Raw genomic sequence first — 17,133 nt, 5'->3', positions numbered from 1 at the left:
TTTTTTATCTTCGAACTTATCAGAAATAGGTTCTTATTTTTCAGGCACGTGATACTTTCTTGAGCAAGATCATCTGGAATAGGCAAAAATGGCAGAAAATCTGACTGGAAAGGCGAAGGACCCATCCTCGCTTCCGAGGACGCTGGATCGCATCGACCGCAAAATCCTTTCCGCGCTCCACCGGAATGGCAGGCTGTCGATCAGCGAGTTGGCGGAACAGGTTGGACTCTCGACGTCGCCATGCTGGGCGCGGGTCAAGCGGCTGGAAAGCAACGGAACGATCGAAAGCTATTCGGCTATCATCAACCCGGCTGCGCTCGGTCTGCGCGACCTCGTGTTCGTGGAAATCACGCTGGAGAAGCACGACGACAAGGTCCTCGAGCGATTCGGACAGGCACTGGCGCGCATTCCCGAGGTGATCGAGGCCAGCCTCGTCACCGGCGAGTATGATTACCTGGTCAAGGTCGCGGTGGCCGATACTGCCGACTACGAACGCTTCCTGCGCGATCGGCTCTATCGGATTGAGGGCATCCGCCATACGCGCTCGACATTCTCCCTGCGAACCCTGAAACGGTCGGTCTCGGTGGATCCCCTCCTGCTCAGCCAGGCAGAGCCTCGCTAACTATATTATTCGAATATTTGACACGGCAATCCGCTTGGCTTTATCTGCGCCCTTGCATTCCTTGCCGTTCCGCTACTCAGGGCTTTCTTCGGATGTCTCCTTCGGTTCAACATGATTTCCGTCTCGTCAGCTATCCTCACCGCGTCTACAGCGGCAAACGCGCGCTGGATCATCTTCCCTCGGAAGTGAGACGACACGGTGCACAACGGGCATTTGTCATCTGCGGCCGCTCTGTCTCTGAACGCACCGACCTGATCCGGCGCATCATGTCGTTGCTCGGCAACGCCCTCGCCGGAGTGTTCGATCGGCTCGGCAAGGACACACCGTTGGACGACGTGCTGGCGGCGCGCGACGCGGCACTTGAAGCTGAAGCCGACATGCTCATCGCGATCGGAGCCGGAAGTGTCATCCAGGGCGCGCGGGTGGTCGCGATTCTGATGGCAGAGAAGGGTCCCATCGAGGCACTGGCGACGCAATATCCGGACGACGGACCGGCAATCAGCCCGAAGCTCATGGCCCGAAAGGTCCCGATCATCAACGTCTTAACTGCAGGAACAACCGCGCAAAACCGGGGCGGCTCCCCGGCAAAGATGACGGGTCTCGATCACCGGCTCGAATTCTTCGATCCGAAAACCAGACCGGTTGCGCTGTTCTGGGATGAGGATGCGCTGGCGACTGCACCCGCCTCGATGATCGCTGCGAGCTTTGGAGCCATTTTCTGGCGCGCGGTCATGAACATGGAATATACGCAGGCGCCGCCGCTGGTCGATTTCAACCGTCGCCACGTGCTGGAAATGATGACAAGGGCGCGGCCTCGCCTCAGCGACCCGAATGATGCAGCACTGCGGCTGGATCTGTGTCTTGCGACCTACCTACAGAACCTCGACACCGATCAAGGCGGCGCTCCCGCGCAGTCCTGGGTCGCGCGACTGGTCTATGCGTTTGCGGCGAGCCTCTTCAACTTGCATGAACGCGTCTCGCAAGGTGAAGCCCACTGCGCTTTCACGCCCACTGCACTGAGGCGCGTCGGATCGCAGAATCCGCGCGAGATGTGCAACATCGCGGCGGCGCTCGAGGTCTGGCGCGAAGGCGATCCCGTCGCCGACGCGCCGCTGCGCGCGGCTGACCGTCTGGAGGAGATTTTTCGAAGCATCGGAATGCCGACACGCCTGTCTCAGCTCGATATTCCGCGGTCATCGGCGGATCGCATCCTCGCGAACTCGCTGAAGAACTTCAACGCCGATCCGCAGCAAAGCTTCCGCAAGAACGTGGATCTCGTCAGGGATACGCTTCTGGCCTCGTGGTGACGCACCGTGGTGTCGCCGACCGCGTTGCCGTGCGGCTCAACGAGTGCCCCAGTTCCAGCAGGTCCGCAGCGATTGCCGGACTGAGCGTCTCGTTCCAGCGGAAGCTCGGCATGGTGGCACTGCAAGCGTATCTCACTTGCCCGGCGGCATCCCGCACCGGCGCCGAGATGGTGACGAAGCCGCGGGCAAAGTTCTCGCGATCGAGCGCCCATCCTTTCTGCCTGACAGCGGCGAGCTCTCTGGCATAGATCTCGAATGGCGGCGGGCGGTCCCAGCGAAGGCGCTCGAAACTCGCACGCAACTCCCGTTCCGATACGCCGGATGCCACTGCCATCACCCTTCCGGCCGAGCCCACGAACAGCGGCACGCGAGAACCCGGCGGCATTCGTACTTCGAATGGAAGCGGCGTATCGGTCGAAAAGACCAGCACGAGGCGATCGCTCGCCGCTCGCCGCCACAAGGTAATGAACGATTGGTGCTTTCGTGCAAGGCACTCGGCTTCCGGCTTCAGCGTCAGGACTTCGGCCTTGGTTCCAATGCATGAGATGGCCTGCCGCCACTCATCAACCAACCGGTACAGCTTCTTTGCAGGATCGAAGCCGACCGCGCCTTCGGTCACCAGCGTCTGGAGAACGTTGAAGCAGGTGCTGGGATTGATCCTGAGATCGCGAGCGATCTCCGTTGCCCGTAGAGCCGTATCCTCGCCGTCAAGATGACGCAGAATCTCGAATGCGTTGACCACGGCGCCGACGCGTTTGCCGCGCATCGGTCGAATGGCAGGTTTGGCGAAAGCATTGGCCGATTTGAACGGGGCAGCAGGATGCGGAAGTCTTCCGCGAGAGCTGATTTGCGTCGCCGTGCCGCGCATCATGTCTCCTCCGGGCCCCCGTTCCCCCACCCGTGCCCGCCTACACCTTCGGAAGGCCCGCCCGCGCGATCGCGCCGTGGAAGCGCTCGCCCGGCAGCCAAGCTTCGATCCGGCTTCTGAGCGCGACCAGCGCCTCGATGTCGATGCCCGTGGCAAATCCCATGGACTCCAACATGAACGCACAGTCCTCCGTGTTGATGTTGCCGGTGGCGCCCGGCGCGAAGGGGCAGCCGCCAAGACCCGCTGTTGACGCGTCGAAGTGGCGGATACCCGCGTCCAGCGCCGCGACCACATTGGCAAGACCGAGCCCGCGCGTGTCGTGGAAATGTGCGGCGACAGGAACGTCTCCGACGGCCCTACGCAGACCTGCGAACAATCCCCTCACCGTCGCCGGATTGGCGTATCCGACCGTATCCGCCACAAGAAGGGTGTCCGCGCCGTCGGCGACAAGCCGTTCCGCGATCTCTACGACCCGCGCTTCATCCACCTTGCCCTGGATCGAACACCCGAACGAGGTCGCAATGCCGCATTCGAGCGTGATGGCTCGTTCGCCACGCCGGAGATCGCGCTCCGCCGCGATCAGGCGAAACTCATCGAGCGCGGCCGAGCTGGATCGTCGCGCATTGGCTGCGCTGTGCGCCTCACTCGCAGAGACCACATAACTGACGTTCGCAAAGCCCGCGTCGAAGGCGCGCTGCGCGCCCTTGAGGTTGACCACCAGCGCAGACGCGATGGCGCCGCCCTTGGCCAGCGCGTGTGCGGCAACGTCCTGCGCGTCGGCAAACTGCGGGATCACGGAAGCCGGCACGAACGACGTCACCTCGACGCGTCTCACGCCGTCTGCGACGAGACCATCCAGCCATTCGCGCTTGACCGCGGTCGGCACCTGCGTGCGGACCATCTGCAGACCGTCGCGCAGGCTGACGTCGCGGATGAAGGCCGGCTCGCCCATGACCCGTCCTATTGTCCCTTGAAGCGCGGCGGACGCCGCTCGTTGAAAGCGAGCACGCCTTCGTGGCGGTCCTCCATGGGCACCAGGCGGTTGTAAGCCTCGATCTCGAATGCGAGACCGTCACGCAACGACAGTTGCAGCCCGCGATGGATCGATTGCTTGGCCTGACGCACCGAGACTGGGGCGTTGCGTGCGATTGCGGCCGCGGTGTCGAGCGCGGCCTCCATCAGCTTGTTCGGCGCAAAGGATGCGTTGGCAAATCCCCAGGCGCAGGTTTCGGCCGCGGTGAATGACCGCCCGGTCATGATCAATTCCTTGGCACGCCGCTCGCCGATGGCGCGCGGCAGCGTCTGCGTTCCGCCGCCGCCCGGCATGATCCCGAGCGTGACCTCGGTGAGCGCGAATCTGGCGCTGTCCGAAACGTAGAGAAAATCGCAACACGCGGCGATTTCGCACCCGCCGCCGTAAGCAGCGCCGTTGATCGCACCGACGACCGGGACGGGACAATCGAGCAATGCCCGCACCATGCGCTCGAAAATGACGTGCTGGCGCGTCCAGCTTTCGTCCGTCATGTCCTTGCGTTCCTTGAGATCGCCGCCGGCACAGAACGCCCTATCACCGCTGCCGGTGAGGATGATGCAGCGAAGGCCGCGCGCATCCAGCGCGACGTTCTCGAAAAACGCGACGAGATCCCTGCCCATCTGGGTGTTGAGCGCGTTCATCGCGGCGGGCCGATTGAGCGTCACGCGGGCCACGTGCTCCGCCACGGTCTCGATCAACAGGGTCTCGTAGGTGTCGATCATCGACGGGCCTCGCAAGTTAGGGGCGACTGCGTGACAACGGCACGGATGGCCCTTGTCCACTCGCCCGCATCGACCATATCGGAAAGCCGCCAGCCCGATTCAAACAGAGCACCGATATCGTCATCATCCGCCGAGGGACAGGCACGACGCAGGCAATCGATCCACTTGGCACGAAGCTGACCGGGCGTCAGCGGATCATGGGCCGACCCCGGCGAGACGGTGATGGTCCGCGTGAACGCCTTGCCGTCCCGCAGCCTCACGGTCACGGTGACCGGCGCGTCGCCGATCGCTTCAGCCGGTTCCGTGAGCGCGCGCTCGCGCAATATCACGTCGCTGAAACGTTGCTGCAAGGCAGACCGCCGCACCTCCGCGTCAGTGAAGCTCTTCAGGTCCACCCGGCCGTCGGCAAGGCTCGCGAGGACAGCGTAGGGTCCGCTGAAAAGCGCGTTGAGGCCGCTCTGCGGCCGCGGGTGGACCAGCGGCTTGGTGCCGCCGGAAGGCATGTCCACGAGCACATCTGCCACCTGCTCCAGCGCGATCCCGTGCTCGCGCCGCAACTGGAGCGATGCTTCGATCATGCGATGGAGCATGTAGCAGCACGGATACCGCTTCTGCTCGAAACCGGGGTCATCGATGACGAACGGCTCGCCCAACCGGACATCATCCGGCCACTCGGTGCTCTGATCGCCCGAGAACGCACGAACGAAGCCATTGCCGGAAAATACCTCCGGCGCACCTTCGACGCCGCCGGCCGCAAACTGCACGGCCCTCACGCCGCTGCTCGCCGCAAGTCCGACATGCAGCGATTTCACCATCGAGCCGAAATTGACCTGCAAACCGGACGACATGCTGGCTGCGATCGCAAGCGCATGACGGGTTCGCAGCTGATCGAGCCCCATGAGCCGGGCGCATGCCGCCGCAGCGCCAACGGCGCCAAGCGTGGCGGTCGCATGAAAGCCGAGCTGGTAATGACGGAAGCCCATGGTCTGACCCAGTCGGATCAGCACTTCCGTGCCAATCACGAAGGCTTCCAGCAACACCCGCCCAGAAAGTCCGCTCCAATCGCGCACGCTCAACAATGCGGAGAGAACCGGCGCACTCGGATGGCAGATCGAGAGCATGCTGACGTCGTCGTAGTCAAGCACATGGCTTGCGGTGCCGGTTACGAGAGCTGCATCGAAGCGGTTGAAGGTGTGATCGGACCACAGGAGGGGCACCGATGACGCCTGGTGCGTCGGCTCCAGCGTAGCCAGGAGTCGCATCGTGACGGGTTCGGTGCTGCCGCCGAGCGTGACCGCGAGGGTATCCAGAACGGCCAGCCTGGCTCGATCGAGCGTCGGCGTCCCTACTTGCGCACCGACAACGTAGTCTGCCAGCGCCTCCGTCGCCGGCGCGCGCTGCGCCAGTCGGTCCTTGCGGAACATCGCCTGCTCTGGAGACATCGGGCATCCACTTCAATACGATCGCGGCATGCCGAGCGAGTGCTGGGCAACCTGGGCAAGAATTAAGTTGTTGGACAATGGCGCCGTTCGGAACAGGCGCGCCTCCTTCCATTTCCGCTCGACGTGATACTCCGCGGCAACGCCATAGCCGCCGAACGTCGTCATGCAGGCATCGGCTGCCTCCCACGACGCCTCCGACGCGAGATATTTGGCCATGCTGGTCTCGGATGCACAAGGCGCACCCTGGTCAAACAGTGCGGCGGCGCGGTTGCGCATCAATTCTGCCGCCTGGAGGTTCATGAAGGCGCGGGCAATGGGAAACTGGATGCCCTGGTTCTGACCGATCGGACGGTCGAACACGATCCGCTCCGAGGCGTAACGCGAAGCCTGATCGATGAACCACTTGCCATCGCCGATACACTCGCTGGTCACCAGGAGGCGTTCGGAGTTCAGCGAGTCGACGAGATAGTAGAAGCCCTTACCCTCTTCGCCGATCAGATCATCGTCGCTGACTTCCAGATTGTCGATGAAGACCTCGTTGGTGTGGTGGTTGAGCATGGTTCGGATCGGACGCGCCTTCAGCGCCGGTCCGGCCTTTGCGATGTCAACGAGGAATAGGCTGAGCCCGTCGGTCTTCTTCTTCGCCTCCTCGAACGGCGAGGTGCGCACGACCAGCAGATACATGTGGGATTGCATGTAGCGCGACGTCCAGATCTTCTGGCCGTTGATGACGTAGCCGCCATTGATCTTGCGGGCGAAGGTCTTGATCTTGAGCGTGTTGGACCCCGCGTCGGGCTCGGTCACGCCGAACGCCTGGAGCCGCAGGGTGCCGGCGGCGATCTTGGGAAGATATTTCCGCTTCTGCTCCTCGCTACCGTGCCTCAGAATCGAGGCCATCGTATACATCTGCGCGTGGCACGCCGCGCCGTTACCGCCGGAGCGGTTGATCTCCTCGAGGATGATCGCGCCTTCCATGACGCCAAGGCCAGCGCCGCCGTATTCTTCCGGAATGAGAGCAGAGAGCCATCCGGCGTCAGTCATCGCCTGGACAAACCGCTCCGGATAGGCGGCATCGTGGTCGCATTCCGCCCAATATTCGGGACCGAACGTGGCGCAGAGCCTGCGCACCGCCGACCTGATCTCTTCCTGCGTGTCGGTATACTCGAAGTCCATTTCAGCCTCTTTCGGTCGCGTGTTGCCGCCGGGACGGCCCGCCGCCATCAACCCACGACATTTGCCTTGCGAAGGCGCGCGATTTCCTCTTCGCTAAGAGAGAGGTCGGCGAGCACCGCCAATGTGTCTGCGCCGAGCGATGGCGGCGGCTTCATCGCTGAGCTGCGACGCCCGCCGGCCTTGATCGGCAACCCCACCACCTTGTGGTGCGGCACGCCGTCGAGAGGCAGGTCTTCCACGATGCGCGATGCAGCCACCTGCTCGTTCGACAGCATTTGCGCGACATTGTTGAGTTCGCTGCAGGGCGCGCCGAGCCGGCGAAGGCTGGCGACGATGTCCGCCGCCGGCCGAACCAGCGTGCGCGCTTCCAATTCCCGATGCAGATCAGCCCGGTTTGCCACCCGGAGCGGATTGGTGCGAAAACGGGCATCGCTCGCCAGCTCGAGAGCGTCGAGCCCCTTGCAAACGCACCCGAAGAGCCGGTCGTTGCCGGCAGCTATGAAAACGTGGCCGTCAGCCGCCCGGAACAACTCATAAGGCGCCGTCATGGCCATGGCCGAGCCGAGCTTCTTCGGCAGGGTCTGGGTGGCGAGATAACTGGCGATGAAGACGGTCATCCAGGACACGCCGGTATCGAGCAGGCTGGCCTCGACCGACACCCCCTCGCCCGAGCGAGACCGCAGGATCACGGCTGCGAGGATGCCCATGGCGGACCACATGCCGGTCCCCATGTCGATGAGCGAGACGCCGACGCGAACGGGATCTTCTCCGTCATTCCCCGTAGTGCTCATGATGCCGGTGAAAGCCTGCATCAGGGGATCATAGCCTGGCAGCGCGCGCAGCGGCCCGACCTGACCGAAAGCGCTGATGGCGCAATAGATCAAGGCGGGATTCAATGCCTTGAGATCTTCGTGGCCCAGGCCGCGCTTTTCGGCGCTGCCGGGCTTCATGGAATGCACGACGATGTCGGCCGTGGCCGCCAGCCTGCGCAGGATATCGAGTCCCTCCGGGGCATCGAGATCCAGGCTGATGCTGCGCTTATTCCGGTTGAGCGCCAGGAAGGTGGAGGACTGGTTGCCGATCTCCGGCGGACGCCAGTCGCGCGTATCGTCTCCTCGTCCGGGCCGCTCCACCTTGATGACATCGGCCCCCATGTCGCCGAGGACCTGCGTGCAGTAGGGCCCGGCGACGTTCTGGGTCAGGTCAATGACCCGAAGGCCGGCAAGTACATTCTCGAGCATCCATCCTCGTCAGCAATGCAGGCGGTGCGACCCGCCAATTTATTTATTCGTATAATATAGCAGCGCGTCACACCAATCAATCAAGCGTCGAGTCATTTGTCGAAATAATTCGTATAAATAGACGCATCAAGGATGGCGGAGTGGATATCAATCCCCAAGCAGCGCCGGCCCGGTCGCTTTCCTTCTGATAAAAGGGCATATAGCCTTGGCCGGATTCCCCATGACTACAAAGGATTGCTTCGCTTGAAATCAGTAGGCCCCCGCTCGCCCGCCCGCCACGAGGCCTTTGCGGCGGAACTGGCCGAAGAGATCGCCGCCGGCAAGTATCCCAAGGGCTCCCGCTTTCCGACGGAGCAGGAACTCCAGGACCGCTTCCAGGTTGGACGCCACACGGCGCGTGAGGCGTTGAAAATATTGACCGAGCAGGGATTGCTCGGCCGCCGTCGCAAGACCGGCACCGTCGTTCTCGCGCTTCGCCCGGTCGAGCATTACGTTCACAGCCTTCGCGATATTCGCGGTCTGTTCGACTTCGCTCACAGCACGCAGCTAACCATCCACTACGAAGGCTATGTCAGCTCGCATGACGAGCACAACGATCTCGGCCTGGCCGACAACCGTTGGCTGAGAATCGCAGGAGTGCGCACCAAGAAGGGCGAGACACTCCCTCTGTGCTGGGCCGAAGTCGCGATCTCCGAGCGCTTCGTCCCGAATCGCGAGAGCATCCACGAGGGCCGAAGCGCGCTGTACGAGCTGGTCATGGCGCAGCACGCGCTGCGGCTGGAATATGTTGAGCAGAAGATCGTCGCGACCGACATCCCCGCATCGATCGCTGAGCTGTTGCAGGCCAAGCCCAACTCATCGGCCCTGCTGATCAAGCGCCGCTATGTAGCGCATACAGGCCTTGCCTTCGAGGTCTCGCACAATCTCTATCCGGCGGACCGCTACTCCATCGAAAGCGTGATCCGCCAGCGCGCTTAGAGCATTTTCCGGATTAGAAGGGCCGCGTTAATTAGCGAAAAGCTGCGACGGCGGCGTCCTCTGTTCTAATTGGATCGGGACCTCGCCGCAGTTGGGCATCAGCAGGCGATCGACAGGAGGAGCCAGGCCCCTCGAGGGGGCAACCATCCCGCATCAATCATAGTTTCGTTTCTTCCACCACGGGAAGAAGGACGGCAGGTTGCGGGAGACCTTGTCAGTGAACTTGGCCGGGCGCTTCTCGAGGAAGCTGTTGACGCCTTCCTGCATGTCGACCGACAGGCCGCGCGCATACATGGCGCGACTATCCAGACGATGCCCCTCCATGGGATGATCGGCGCCGAGCAGGCGCCACGTCATCTGCCGGATCAACGCGATCGAAACCGGGGCGGTATTGTCGATGATCTCGCGGGCGACCGCCCGCGCCGTGGGAATGAGTTCATCGGCCGGCACGATCCGGCTGATGAGACGTCCGCGCAGCGCTTCTTCCGCTGGAAATACGCGACCGCTGTAGAACCACTCGAGCGCCTGCGAGACGCCGACGATGCGCGGCAGGAACCAGGTCGAGGCGGCTTCCGGTACGACGCCCCGCCTCGCAAAGACGAATCCGAAGCGAGCCTTCTCCGATGCGATACGCACGTCCATGGCGAGCTGCATCGTGATGCCGACGCCGACGGCCGGGCCATTTACCGCGGCAATGACCGGCTTCAAGCATTCGAATATCCGCAATGTCAGCCGCCCGCCCGCATCTCGCACTCGCTCGTCACTCCAGACGACCTCGCCACTGGGTTGGAGCGGCGGCGGCTCCTGTTCGGCATTGGTCCTGCGGTCGAAGGCGGAGGGGCCTGCGCTGAGGTCCGCACCAGCGCAAAATGCACGTCCCGCGCCGGTTACGATCACGACCCTCACGTTATCGTCGTTGTCAGCGATGTCGAAGGCCACGATCATTTCATCGATCTGCTCGATCGTCATCGCGTTGAGATGGTCGGGCCGGTTCATCGTGATGGTCAGAATGTTGTCGGATATCTCCGTCGTGATCGTCTTGAATGCCATCCTGTCTCTCCTGATTACCTCGCCCGCAGCGTCACGCGGACGGAAGCCGCGGCCGGCGGCGCAGCTCGCTGTTGTTCGTGTTGCCTGGTCTAAAGCGCGATGAGATTGGAATGAATCGTCATCGCGCTTTAGGTTGTTGTTTGAGCATGATCTCCGCGCAAACGCGCTCCGCGTTTGTCGCGAGGGAAAACCGCTTCGCACTTTTTCCGGATCATGCTCTAGCGCCCCTGGAAAACGGGCGGCCGCTTCTCGGCGAACGCGGCTCGGCCTTCGGCATGATCCTGCGTCAGCAACAGTGTCGATTGCGCCTCGCGCTCCCAGCTGAGCAGCGCTTCGAAATTCGCGGCGAACGCCACCTTCGTATAGGCGATCGACAGCGGCGCGTTGCGGGCGATGACGGCGGCCTTGGCAAGCGCCGCCTCCAGCGCCTTGCCCTCCGGCACGACGGCGTCGGCAAGGCCGATGCGCTCGGCCTCCACGGCACCGACGGGCTCGCCCGTCATCAGCATGTTGCGTGCTCGCCCCTGCCCGACGCGCGCCGGCAGCGTGGCAAGCAGACCGAAGTCGGCGATCAGGCCGATTCGACCAAAGCTCGCCATGAACCGCGCGGTCTCGGTCGCGATCACCACGTCGCAACACAGCGCCAAGGCGATGCCCGCTCCGGCAGCCCACCCCTCCACTGCGGCGATGCTCGGCTTCGATCCTCCGACCATCAGTCGTGCCAACTGATGCGTCTCGCGAAACCGCTCGCGCCCTGCGGCGAGGTCTGTGACCTCTTTCATGCTTTCGATGTCGCCGCCGGAGCAGAAATTGCCGCCGGCGCCGGTGATGACCACGGCCCGGATCGCGGGGTCCTTTTCAGCACGGGTCATGCCGGCGAGCAGACCGGCGCGGATTTCCTGCGTCAGGGGATTGCGCTTGGCGGGATGGTTCAGGGTGAGGACAAGCGTCTCCCCATTCACTTCCTGCGTCAGCATTGCTGTGCCTCCCTCGCGCCCGCCCCAGGGCGCACGACCGATCCGATATTAAATTCGAACTATATTGATTTATTCAGATGATATGAGCAGTGTCAATTAGACCGAACGGAACAGGAGGAGGCAATGTTCAAGGGCGACCTGCTGAAAGGCCAGCGCATACTCGTCACCGGGGGCGGCACGGGCCTCGGCCGCGAGATGAGCGCGCGGTTCTCCGAGCTCGGCGCGGAAGTCGTCATCTGTGGACGACGCGAGGCCGTGGTTGAGGCAACGGCGAAAGAGCTGTCGGAGCAATTCGGCGGCATTGTCCGCGCCTGTCCCTGCGACCTGCGTTCGCCGGAGTCGGTGCAGGCGCTGGTCGATCGCATCTGGACCAGCTGGGGTCCACTCACCGGCCTGGTAAACAATGCCGCCGGCAACTTCATCAGCAAGACCGAAGATATCTCGCTCAAGGGCTTCAGCGCAGTGGCCAACGTCGTGCTGCACGGCACGTTCTCGATCACCCATACGATTGCCAAACGATGGATCGAGAGCGGGTCTGGCGGGTCGGTGCTTTCCATCGTGGCGACCTTCACGCGAACCGGCGCGCCGTTCGTCGTGCCTTCCACAATGGCCAAGGCCGGTGTCGAGGCCATGACCAAATCGCTGGCGATCGAATGGGGTCGCTACGGCATCCGCCTCAATGCGATAGCGCCCGGCATATTCCCTACTCCCGGCGCGTCGGCGCGGCTGCGCCCCGGGCCCAACCCTCACGCCTACGAGACCTCGGTCAACCCGATGCGCCGCCTCGGGCGCATGAAGGAGTTGCAGAACCTCGCTGCGTTCCTGATGGCGCCTGATAACGAATGGCTGACCGGTGAGACCATCGCCATCGACGGCGCCCATCATCTCGCCAATGGCGCATATTTCACCAACTACCTCGACTGGACCGAGGAACAATGGGCCGTGGCGCGCGAGCGAATCCGCGCACAGGATGCAACCGACAAAGTGGCCGACGGGAAGTCCACGCCGGGCGGACAGCACGGCTCGGGCGCCCCCTCGTAAGGCGCCCCCCTGTCGCAATAGATCGAGCGGTTTCAGTTCGGACGATTGGCTTAACCGCGGCCCTGCACCTTGCGGAATTCGTCCCCGTCAAATAACTCGAGCTGGACGAGCATCTCGCGGTTCAATCCGTCGTCCTGGTTGCCGAAAGCGAATTGATCGACGAGCTGCTTCTGCCGCGCCGCTGCGATCGGCGGCTGTGAGGCAAGTTGCCGCGCAAGCTCGACTGCACGGGCGTCGAGCTCGGCGCGCGGCACGCACCACTCTGCCAATCCCCACGCAACGGCTTCCTGTCCGCCGATTGGTGCGCCGGAGATCAGCATCCATTTTGCGCGCGCCGGGCCGACCAGCGCCGTCAGACGCGTCGATGAACCGGTGTCGGCAACGATACCGAAACCGACCTCGGGCAGGCTGAACTTCAGATCGTCGGCGGTGATCCGCATGTCGCAGCCGAGCGCGAGCTCGGCGCCGGCGCCGATGACGTAGCCGTGCATCGCGCAAAGCACAGGCTTGTCGATGCCGAACTGGTCGCGCCGCACGTCCTGCGCGGTCTTGATCAGCGAGACGTAGGATCCTTGCGCGTCGGGGCTGAGAAAGCCGGACTTGTCGCGCCCGGAACAAAACGAGGGACCTTCGCCGCGCAACAGAATCGCACGCACCGCCGGATCGGCCTTGGCCCTGCGGAAGGCTTCGCCGAGTTCGGCACGCGCGGCATCGTTCTCGGCATTGTGCCGCTTCGGCCGATTCATCGAGATGATGGCAACACCATCGCGAACCTCGATGAGAACCGGTCTTTCATCCACCGCCTGACCCGCCAACGGATTTCCTGCCATCGTACCTCCCACCGAGACGCCTGGGGCTGCGCCCCATCCCTAGTTCACTGAGCTGTTCGACATGATGATCGTGCCGCTCGCGGCGAACATGCCGCCAACGCCGTGGCAGACCGAGATTTTCGCGCCGTCCACTTGCGCCGGTGCGATGCCGCGCATCTGCCTGACGCTCTCCTGGAGAGCATACATGCCGTACATCCCCGAATGCATGTAGCTGAGACCTCCGCCACTGGTATTCATCGGCAGCTTGCCGGCCGGGGCAGTGTTGCGATCCCATATGAACCGGGCGGCCTCGCCGCGCGGCACGAAGCCGAGATCCTCGAGCCCGAAGATCGGCAGGTGTGCGAACGCGTCGTACACCATCAGATGATCGACATCCGCGTGCGTGATGCCGGCCGACGCAAATGCGTTGGCGCCGGAGATCCTGAATGCCCGCGACGACGTGTAGTCCGCCATCTGGCTGATTATTGGAGACTCGGTGCTTTCGCCCGTGCCGAGAACATAGACCGGCCTCGTCGGGAAATCCTTGGCTCGATCCGCCGAGGTCAGGATCAGCGCACCGCCGCCATCGGTGACGAGGCAGCACTGCAGGATGCGGAACGGATAGGCGATCATCTTCGAGTTGAGCACGTCGTCGACGGTGATCGGATCCTTATGCGACGCACGTGGATTCCGTGACGCCCATTCGCGCTGGATCACCGCGACCATCGCAAGCTGCTCGTGCGTCAGCCCAAAGGTCTTCATATAGCGCATCACCGGAATAGTGAACATGGTCGGCGGACCGCTCGGCCCGAACGGCAGCTCGAACTGCCCCGCATAGCTTTCCGGCTGGGTCACCGGACGGACGAGACCGATGCGCGAGCGGCCGCTCTCGCCATGAGTAATCAGAACGTTCTTGCAGTAACCGGCAGCAATCGCCGCAGCAGCATGTCGGACGTGCAGCATGAAGGAGCAGCCCCCCACATAGGTGCCGTCCACCCATTGCGGCGTGATCCCCATATAGTGCGCAACGTTGGTCGGGATCTCCCCTGCGCATGCGTAGCCGTCAATATCGGCGGCCGTCAGCCCGGCATCCCGGATCGCATTCAATCCGGCATTGGCGTGGAGTTGAATCTGAGACGCATTGGGAATGTGTCCCATCTCGGTGGTTTCCGCCGCACCGACAATCGCGATCGAACCGGGCTTCATCGGCCAACTCCCTTCGCCGGCCGGAAGAGCGGCAACGTGATCTCGTCATCGAGCTTCTCGAACACCACGTCCAGCGGCATGTCGACCTGAAGTGCCTCAGGCGTCTGCGGACAATCGGCGATGTTGGTCATCATCCGCGGTCCTTCCTCCAGCTCCACGACGGCGATGGCGTAAGGCGGCTTGAAGCCCGGCGCGGGGCGGTGGCTGATGACATAGCTGTACAGCTTTGCCTTGCCCGACGCCGGAACGACACGGATGGCCTCAGACTGACAGGCCGGGCAGAACGGCCTCGGCGGAAAGTAGGTGTGATTGCAACTCCCGCACCGCTGGAGCCTCAGCTCCCCGGACCGGGTGCCTTCCCAGAAATGCGCCGTCTCCGGCGTCGGTTTTGGACTATATTTGACGTCTGGCGCGGCCATTAGGCTTCCCGATATTTATTCGAATAAATACGACGTGGCATTCTTTCGGATAATTGTCTAGAGGATTTCGGCTCTCGCCGCTCTGCACCCGCGCCGGGATCAACCGCCGCACGCAGACTGCGCGCGGCGCCGGATCACGCCTCGGCGACGCGAATAATCCGGCGCCGTCTCCGACAGCGCCGGCAACTTTCGGTGATCATTCGGCCGGGCGAGCGCGCCTTGCGGATCAGATCGGATCCCAGCAGAAGATGTCGCCCGAGCGCTCCAGCGGATAGAACGAACTCTTGAATGCGGGCAGCATGTGCTCGGCAATCGTCTGCGGCGTCCAGCCGTCGCTGCGCTGCGCCGAGCGGATCGGGCGGTTCTGGCTGAACAGGAACAGCTCGTTCTTGCGCGATCCGAATATCTGTCCTGTCACTCCTTGCGAAAGATCGCTGGCCAGAAACACCGTGAGCGGCGCGATCTTCGCGGCAGTCATGGCTTTCACGCGTTCGACCCGTTCGCGTTCAGCTTCAGTTTCGGTTGGAATGCTCCCCACCAGACGACTCCAGGCGAATGGCGAAACGCAGTTCGAACGAACGTTGAAGCGTGCCATATCCAGCGCGATGGCCTTGGAAAGACCGACGACGCCGAGCTTGGCGGCCATGTAGTTGGCCTGGCCGAAATTGCCGACGAGACCGGACGTGGAGGTGAAGTGAACGAAGGAGCCGCTGTTCTGCTCCTTGAAGAACGGTACGGCCGCTTTCGACACGTTGAAGTAGCCGTGCAGATGCACGTTGATCACCGTTGTCCAGTCATCATGCGTCATCCGGTGGAAGATGCGGTCGCGCAAGATTCCGGCATTGTTGATGATCGCATCGATGCGGCCGAAGCTGTCGACGCCGAGCCGCACCATGCGCTCCGCGGCTTCCGGATCCGTGATGCTTTCGGTGTTGGCTATCGCGCGTCCACCCGCAGCCTTGATCTCCCTGACGACTTCATTGGCGGGTTCGTCGCTGCTGCCCGCACCGAGAGCACTCCCGCCGAGATCGTTCACGACGACGGCCGCACCTTCCTGCGCTGCGAGCAGCGCAATCTCGCGACCGATGCCTCGCCCGGCTCCTGTAACCAGAACGACCTTTCCTTCGAGCGCCTTCGACATTTCGATTTCCTCCTGTGCGGCGCGGGCCCTGTTAGTGACGCACCTGTGAAAGAGCAAACGAATTCCGACGAAACGAACGCACATTCTCTATGGAGAATAATGTCGCCGATCGGCAACGCATCGTTTCACAAGATCGTCGCGGCGATGCACGTGCATTGTGGCGTTGCGCGAGCCGGGCTACACATCATCGACATCCGGGGAGGCGGTAGTCGATGATCAACTACGAGCAACTAAAGGCTTGGGCATTTGAGCCGCGCGAGCACACCTACACGCGGCGCGATACGATACTCTACGCGCTTGGGCTCAGTCTTGGCGGACACGACACCGTCGATGTCGACCTTCGCTTCCTCTATGAGGAAAATCTTCAATGCCTTCCGACCTTCGCCGGCGTGCTCGGCTACCCCGGATTCTGGTTGAAGGATCCTGCGACCGGCATCGACTGGCGTCAGGTGCTGAACGGCGAGCAGGGACTCATCCTGCATCGTCCGCTCGCGCCGGAGGGACGCGTGATCGGGCGCACGCGCGTCGTTGAGATCGTGGACAAGGGACTTGGCAAGGGAGCGCTCCTCTACACGAGCCGCGACGTGTTCGATGCCGGCACCGATGAGTTGATCGCGACCGTGACCAACACCATCTTCGCGCGCGGCGACGGCGGATTCGGTGGCACCGCGAAGTTCACGCGACCGACCGCCGCAATCCCCGACAAACCACCCGACATGCACCTCGACGTCCGGACGCTGGAACAGTCGGCGCTGATCTATCGCCTATCGGGCGACTACAATCCGCTCCACGCCGATCCCGCCGTCGCGAAGGCCGCCGGCTATGCGCGCCCGATCCTGCATGGCGCGGCGACCTGGGGGTTGGCCGGATACGCGGTCGTCCGCCTTCTGTGCAATGCGGATCCGACGCGGCTACGCACGTTCGACGCACGCTTCTCCTCGCCTGTCTATCCCGGCGAAACCATCCGAACGGAAGTTTGGCACGACGGCGTGAACCGTGCCCTGTTCCGGTGCCGCGTGGTGGAGCGCGATGTCGTGGTGCTCACCAACGGTGCGGTGACGTTTGCCTGACGCACAGCTTTCCGACGTCGTCCGCTCGCTTGGC

17 protein-coding genes are annotated in these 17,133 nt (G+C 63.0%); 5 read left to right on the top strand and 12 right to left on the bottom strand.

Annotated elements, in window-relative coordinates; translation table 11 throughout:
• The first annotated feature begins 88 nt into the window (after positions 1–88).
• Together AC630_RS15365 and AC630_RS15360 are read left to right on the top strand one after the other, a co-directional pair.
• The gene (locus AC630_RS15365) at positions 89–622 is read left to right on the top strand and encodes an Lrp/AsnC family transcriptional regulator (RefSeq protein ID WP_074119339.1); all 534 of its coding nucleotides are present in this window, start codon (positions 89–91) and stop codon (positions 620–622) included.
• Positions 623–714: 92 nt separating this feature from the next.
• Complete coding sequence (locus AC630_RS15360; RefSeq protein ID WP_074119338.1) at positions 715–1,929, top strand: iron-containing alcohol dehydrogenase family protein; 1,215 nt, start codon at positions 715–717, stop codon at positions 1,927–1,929.
• On the opposite strand, the gene AC630_RS15355 is transcribed toward AC630_RS15360, so the two are convergent.
• From AC630_RS15355 to AC630_RS15330, 6 genes are read right to left on the bottom strand one after another with little or no spacing between them, the layout of a single operon-like run.
• On the bottom strand, positions 1,901–2,800 hold the full coding sequence (locus AC630_RS15355; RefSeq protein ID WP_074119337.1) for an IclR family transcriptional regulator: 900 nt from the start codon (positions 2,798–2,800) through the stop codon (positions 1,901–1,903). The genes AC630_RS15360 and AC630_RS15355 overlap by 29 nt on opposite strands.
• 37 nt (positions 2,801–2,837) lie before the next feature.
• Positions 2,838–3,749 carry a hydroxymethylglutaryl-CoA lyase gene (locus AC630_RS15350; RefSeq protein ID WP_074119336.1) on the bottom strand — a complete coding sequence of 304 codons (912 nt, stop codon included), beginning with the start codon at positions 3,747–3,749 and terminating at the stop codon, positions 2,838–2,840.
• 8 nt (positions 3,750–3,757) lie between these two features.
• On the bottom strand, positions 3,758–4,552 hold the full coding sequence (locus tag AC630_RS15345) for an enoyl-CoA hydratase/isomerase family protein (protein ID WP_074119335.1): 795 nt from the start codon (positions 4,550–4,552) through the stop codon (positions 3,758–3,760).
• On the bottom strand, positions 4,549–5,976 hold the full coding sequence (locus AC630_RS15340; RefSeq protein WP_167561214.1) for an MmgE/PrpD family protein: 1,428 nt from the start codon (positions 5,974–5,976) through the stop codon (positions 4,549–4,551). The genes AC630_RS15345 and AC630_RS15340 overlap by 4 nt, the downstream gene beginning before the upstream one ends.
• 30 nt (positions 5,977–6,006) lie before the next feature.
• Positions 6,007–7,167, bottom strand: coding sequence for an acyl-CoA dehydrogenase family protein (locus tag AC630_RS15335; RefSeq protein ID WP_074119351.1), 1,161 nt, complete (start codon positions 7,165–7,167; stop codon positions 6,007–6,009).
• Between the two features lie 47 nt (positions 7,168–7,214).
• Complete coding sequence (locus AC630_RS15330; RefSeq protein WP_074119333.1) at positions 7,215–8,408, bottom strand: CaiB/BaiF CoA transferase family protein; 1,194 nt, start codon at positions 8,406–8,408, stop codon at positions 7,215–7,217.
• Positions 8,409–8,540: 132 nt separating this feature from the next.
• On the opposite strand from AC630_RS15330, the gene AC630_RS15325 reads away from it, so the two are divergent.
• Positions 8,541–9,386: a GntR family transcriptional regulator gene (locus tag AC630_RS15325; protein ID WP_083636279.1), complete on the top strand. Its 846-nt coding sequence runs from the start codon at positions 8,541–8,543 to the stop codon at positions 9,384–9,386.
• Between the two features lie 153 nt (positions 9,387–9,539).
• On the opposite strand, the gene AC630_RS15320 is transcribed toward AC630_RS15325, so the two are convergent.
• Entirely contained in the window at positions 9,540–10,436 is an 897-nt protein-coding gene (locus AC630_RS15320) for a crotonase/enoyl-CoA hydratase family protein (protein ID WP_074119331.1), read from the bottom strand.
• Positions 10,437–10,654: 218 nt separating this feature from the next.
• On the bottom strand, positions 10,655–11,413 hold the full coding sequence (locus tag AC630_RS15315) for an enoyl-CoA hydratase/isomerase family protein (protein WP_074119330.1): 759 nt from the start codon (positions 11,411–11,413) through the stop codon (positions 10,655–10,657).
• A 123-nt stretch (positions 11,414–11,536) separates the two neighbouring features.
• Here AC630_RS15315 and AC630_RS15310 point away from each other — a divergent pair, with 123 nt between their 5' ends.
• The gene (locus AC630_RS15310) at positions 11,537–12,454 is read left to right on the top strand and encodes an SDR family oxidoreductase (RefSeq protein ID WP_074119329.1); all 918 of its coding nucleotides are present in this window, start codon (positions 11,537–11,539) and stop codon (positions 12,452–12,454) included.
• A 50-nt stretch (positions 12,455–12,504) separates the two neighbouring features.
• Here the strand turns inward: AC630_RS15310 and AC630_RS15305 are convergent, their stop codons facing one another.
• The 4 genes from AC630_RS15305 to AC630_RS15290 form a co-directional block, all read right to left on the bottom strand.
• Complete coding sequence (locus tag AC630_RS15305) at positions 12,505–13,284, bottom strand: enoyl-CoA hydratase/isomerase family protein (RefSeq protein ID WP_074119328.1); 780 nt, start codon at positions 13,282–13,284, stop codon at positions 12,505–12,507.
• Between the two features lie 39 nt (positions 13,285–13,323).
• Entirely contained in the window at positions 13,324–14,469 is a 1,146-nt protein-coding gene (locus AC630_RS15300; RefSeq protein WP_074119327.1) for a thiolase C-terminal domain-containing protein, read from the bottom strand.
• Entirely contained in the window at positions 14,466–14,888 is a 423-nt protein-coding gene (locus AC630_RS15295) for a Zn-ribbon domain-containing OB-fold protein (protein ID WP_074119326.1), read from the bottom strand. Before AC630_RS15295 ends, AC630_RS15300 begins: the two co-directional genes overlap by 4 nt.
• Positions 14,889–15,114: 226 nt before the next feature.
• A complete protein-coding gene (locus tag AC630_RS15290; protein ID WP_074119325.1) occupies positions 15,115–16,029 on the bottom strand; it encodes an SDR family NAD(P)-dependent oxidoreductase in 915 nt (304 codons plus the stop codon).
• A gap of 212 nt (positions 16,030–16,241) precedes the next feature.
• On the opposite strand from AC630_RS15290, the gene AC630_RS15285 reads away from it, so the two are divergent.
• Positions 16,242–17,099 (top strand): MaoC/PaaZ C-terminal domain-containing protein, encoded by an 858-nt coding sequence (locus AC630_RS15285; protein ID WP_074119324.1) that lies wholly within the window; start codon positions 16,242–16,244, stop codon positions 17,097–17,099.
• Positions 17,100–17,133 lie beyond the last annotated feature (34 nt).

Source organism: Bradyrhizobium sp. AS23.2 (genome assembly GCF_001908185.1).
Taxonomy (GTDB): domain Bacteria; phylum Pseudomonadota; class Alphaproteobacteria; order Rhizobiales; family Xanthobacteraceae; genus Bradyrhizobium.
This window is presented reverse-complemented; position numbering and strand designations above follow the sequence as displayed.

Bases quoted from the DNA above. Each gene is read 5' to 3' on its own strand.
- AC630_RS15360 (WP_074119338.1), top strand. From the start codon at position 715: ATGTCTCCTTCGGTTCAACATGATTTCCGTCTCGTCAGCTATCCTCAC.
- AC630_RS15335 (WP_074119351.1), bottom strand. From the start codon at position 7,167: ATGGACTTCGAGTATACCGACACGCAGGAAGAGATCAGGTCGGCGGTG.
- AC630_RS15325 (WP_083636279.1), top strand. From the start codon at position 8,541: ATGGCGGAGTGGATATCAATCCCCAAGCAGCGCCGGCCCGGTCGCTTT.
- AC630_RS15320 (WP_074119331.1), bottom strand. From the start codon at position 10,436: ATGGCATTCAAGACGATCACGACGGAGATATCCGACAACATTCTGACC.
- AC630_RS15310 (WP_074119329.1), top strand. From the start codon at position 11,537: ATGTTCAAGGGCGACCTGCTGAAAGGCCAGCGCATACTCGTCACCGGG.
- AC630_RS15300 (WP_074119327.1), bottom strand. From the start codon at position 14,469: ATGAAGCCCGGTTCGATCGCGATTGTCGGTGCGGCGGAAACCACCGAG.
- AC630_RS15355 (WP_074119337.1), bottom strand. From the start codon at position 2,800: ATGATGCGCGGCACGGCGACGCAAATCAGCTCTCGCGGAAGACTTCCG.
- AC630_RS15305 (WP_074119328.1), bottom strand. From the start codon at position 13,284: ATGGCAGGAAATCCGTTGGCGGGTCAGGCGGTGGATGAAAGACCGGTT.
- AC630_RS15285 (WP_074119324.1), top strand. From the start codon at position 16,242: ATGATCAACTACGAGCAACTAAAGGCTTGGGCATTTGAGCCGCGCGAG.
- AC630_RS15365 (WP_074119339.1), top strand. From the start codon at position 89: ATGGCAGAAAATCTGACTGGAAAGGCGAAGGACCCATCCTCGCTTCCG.
- AC630_RS15350 (WP_074119336.1), bottom strand. From the start codon at position 3,749: ATGGGCGAGCCGGCCTTCATCCGCGACGTCAGCCTGCGCGACGGTCTG.
- AC630_RS15290 (WP_074119325.1), bottom strand. From the start codon at position 16,029: ATGTCGAAGGCGCTCGAAGGAAAGGTCGTTCTGGTTACAGGAGCCGGG.
- AC630_RS15345 (WP_074119335.1), bottom strand. From the start codon at position 4,552: ATGATCGACACCTACGAGACCCTGTTGATCGAGACCGTGGCGGAGCAC.
- AC630_RS15315 (WP_074119330.1), bottom strand. From the start codon at position 11,413: ATGCTGACGCAGGAAGTGAATGGGGAGACGCTTGTCCTCACCCTGAAC.
- AC630_RS15340 (WP_167561214.1), bottom strand. From the start codon at position 5,976: ATGTTCCGCAAGGACCGACTGGCGCAGCGCGCGCCGGCGACGGAGGCG.
- AC630_RS15330 (WP_074119333.1), bottom strand. From the start codon at position 8,408: ATGCTCGAGAATGTACTTGCCGGCCTTCGGGTCATTGACCTGACCCAG.
- AC630_RS15295 (WP_074119326.1), bottom strand. From the start codon at position 14,888: ATGGCCGCGCCAGACGTCAAATATAGTCCAAAACCGACGCCGGAGACG.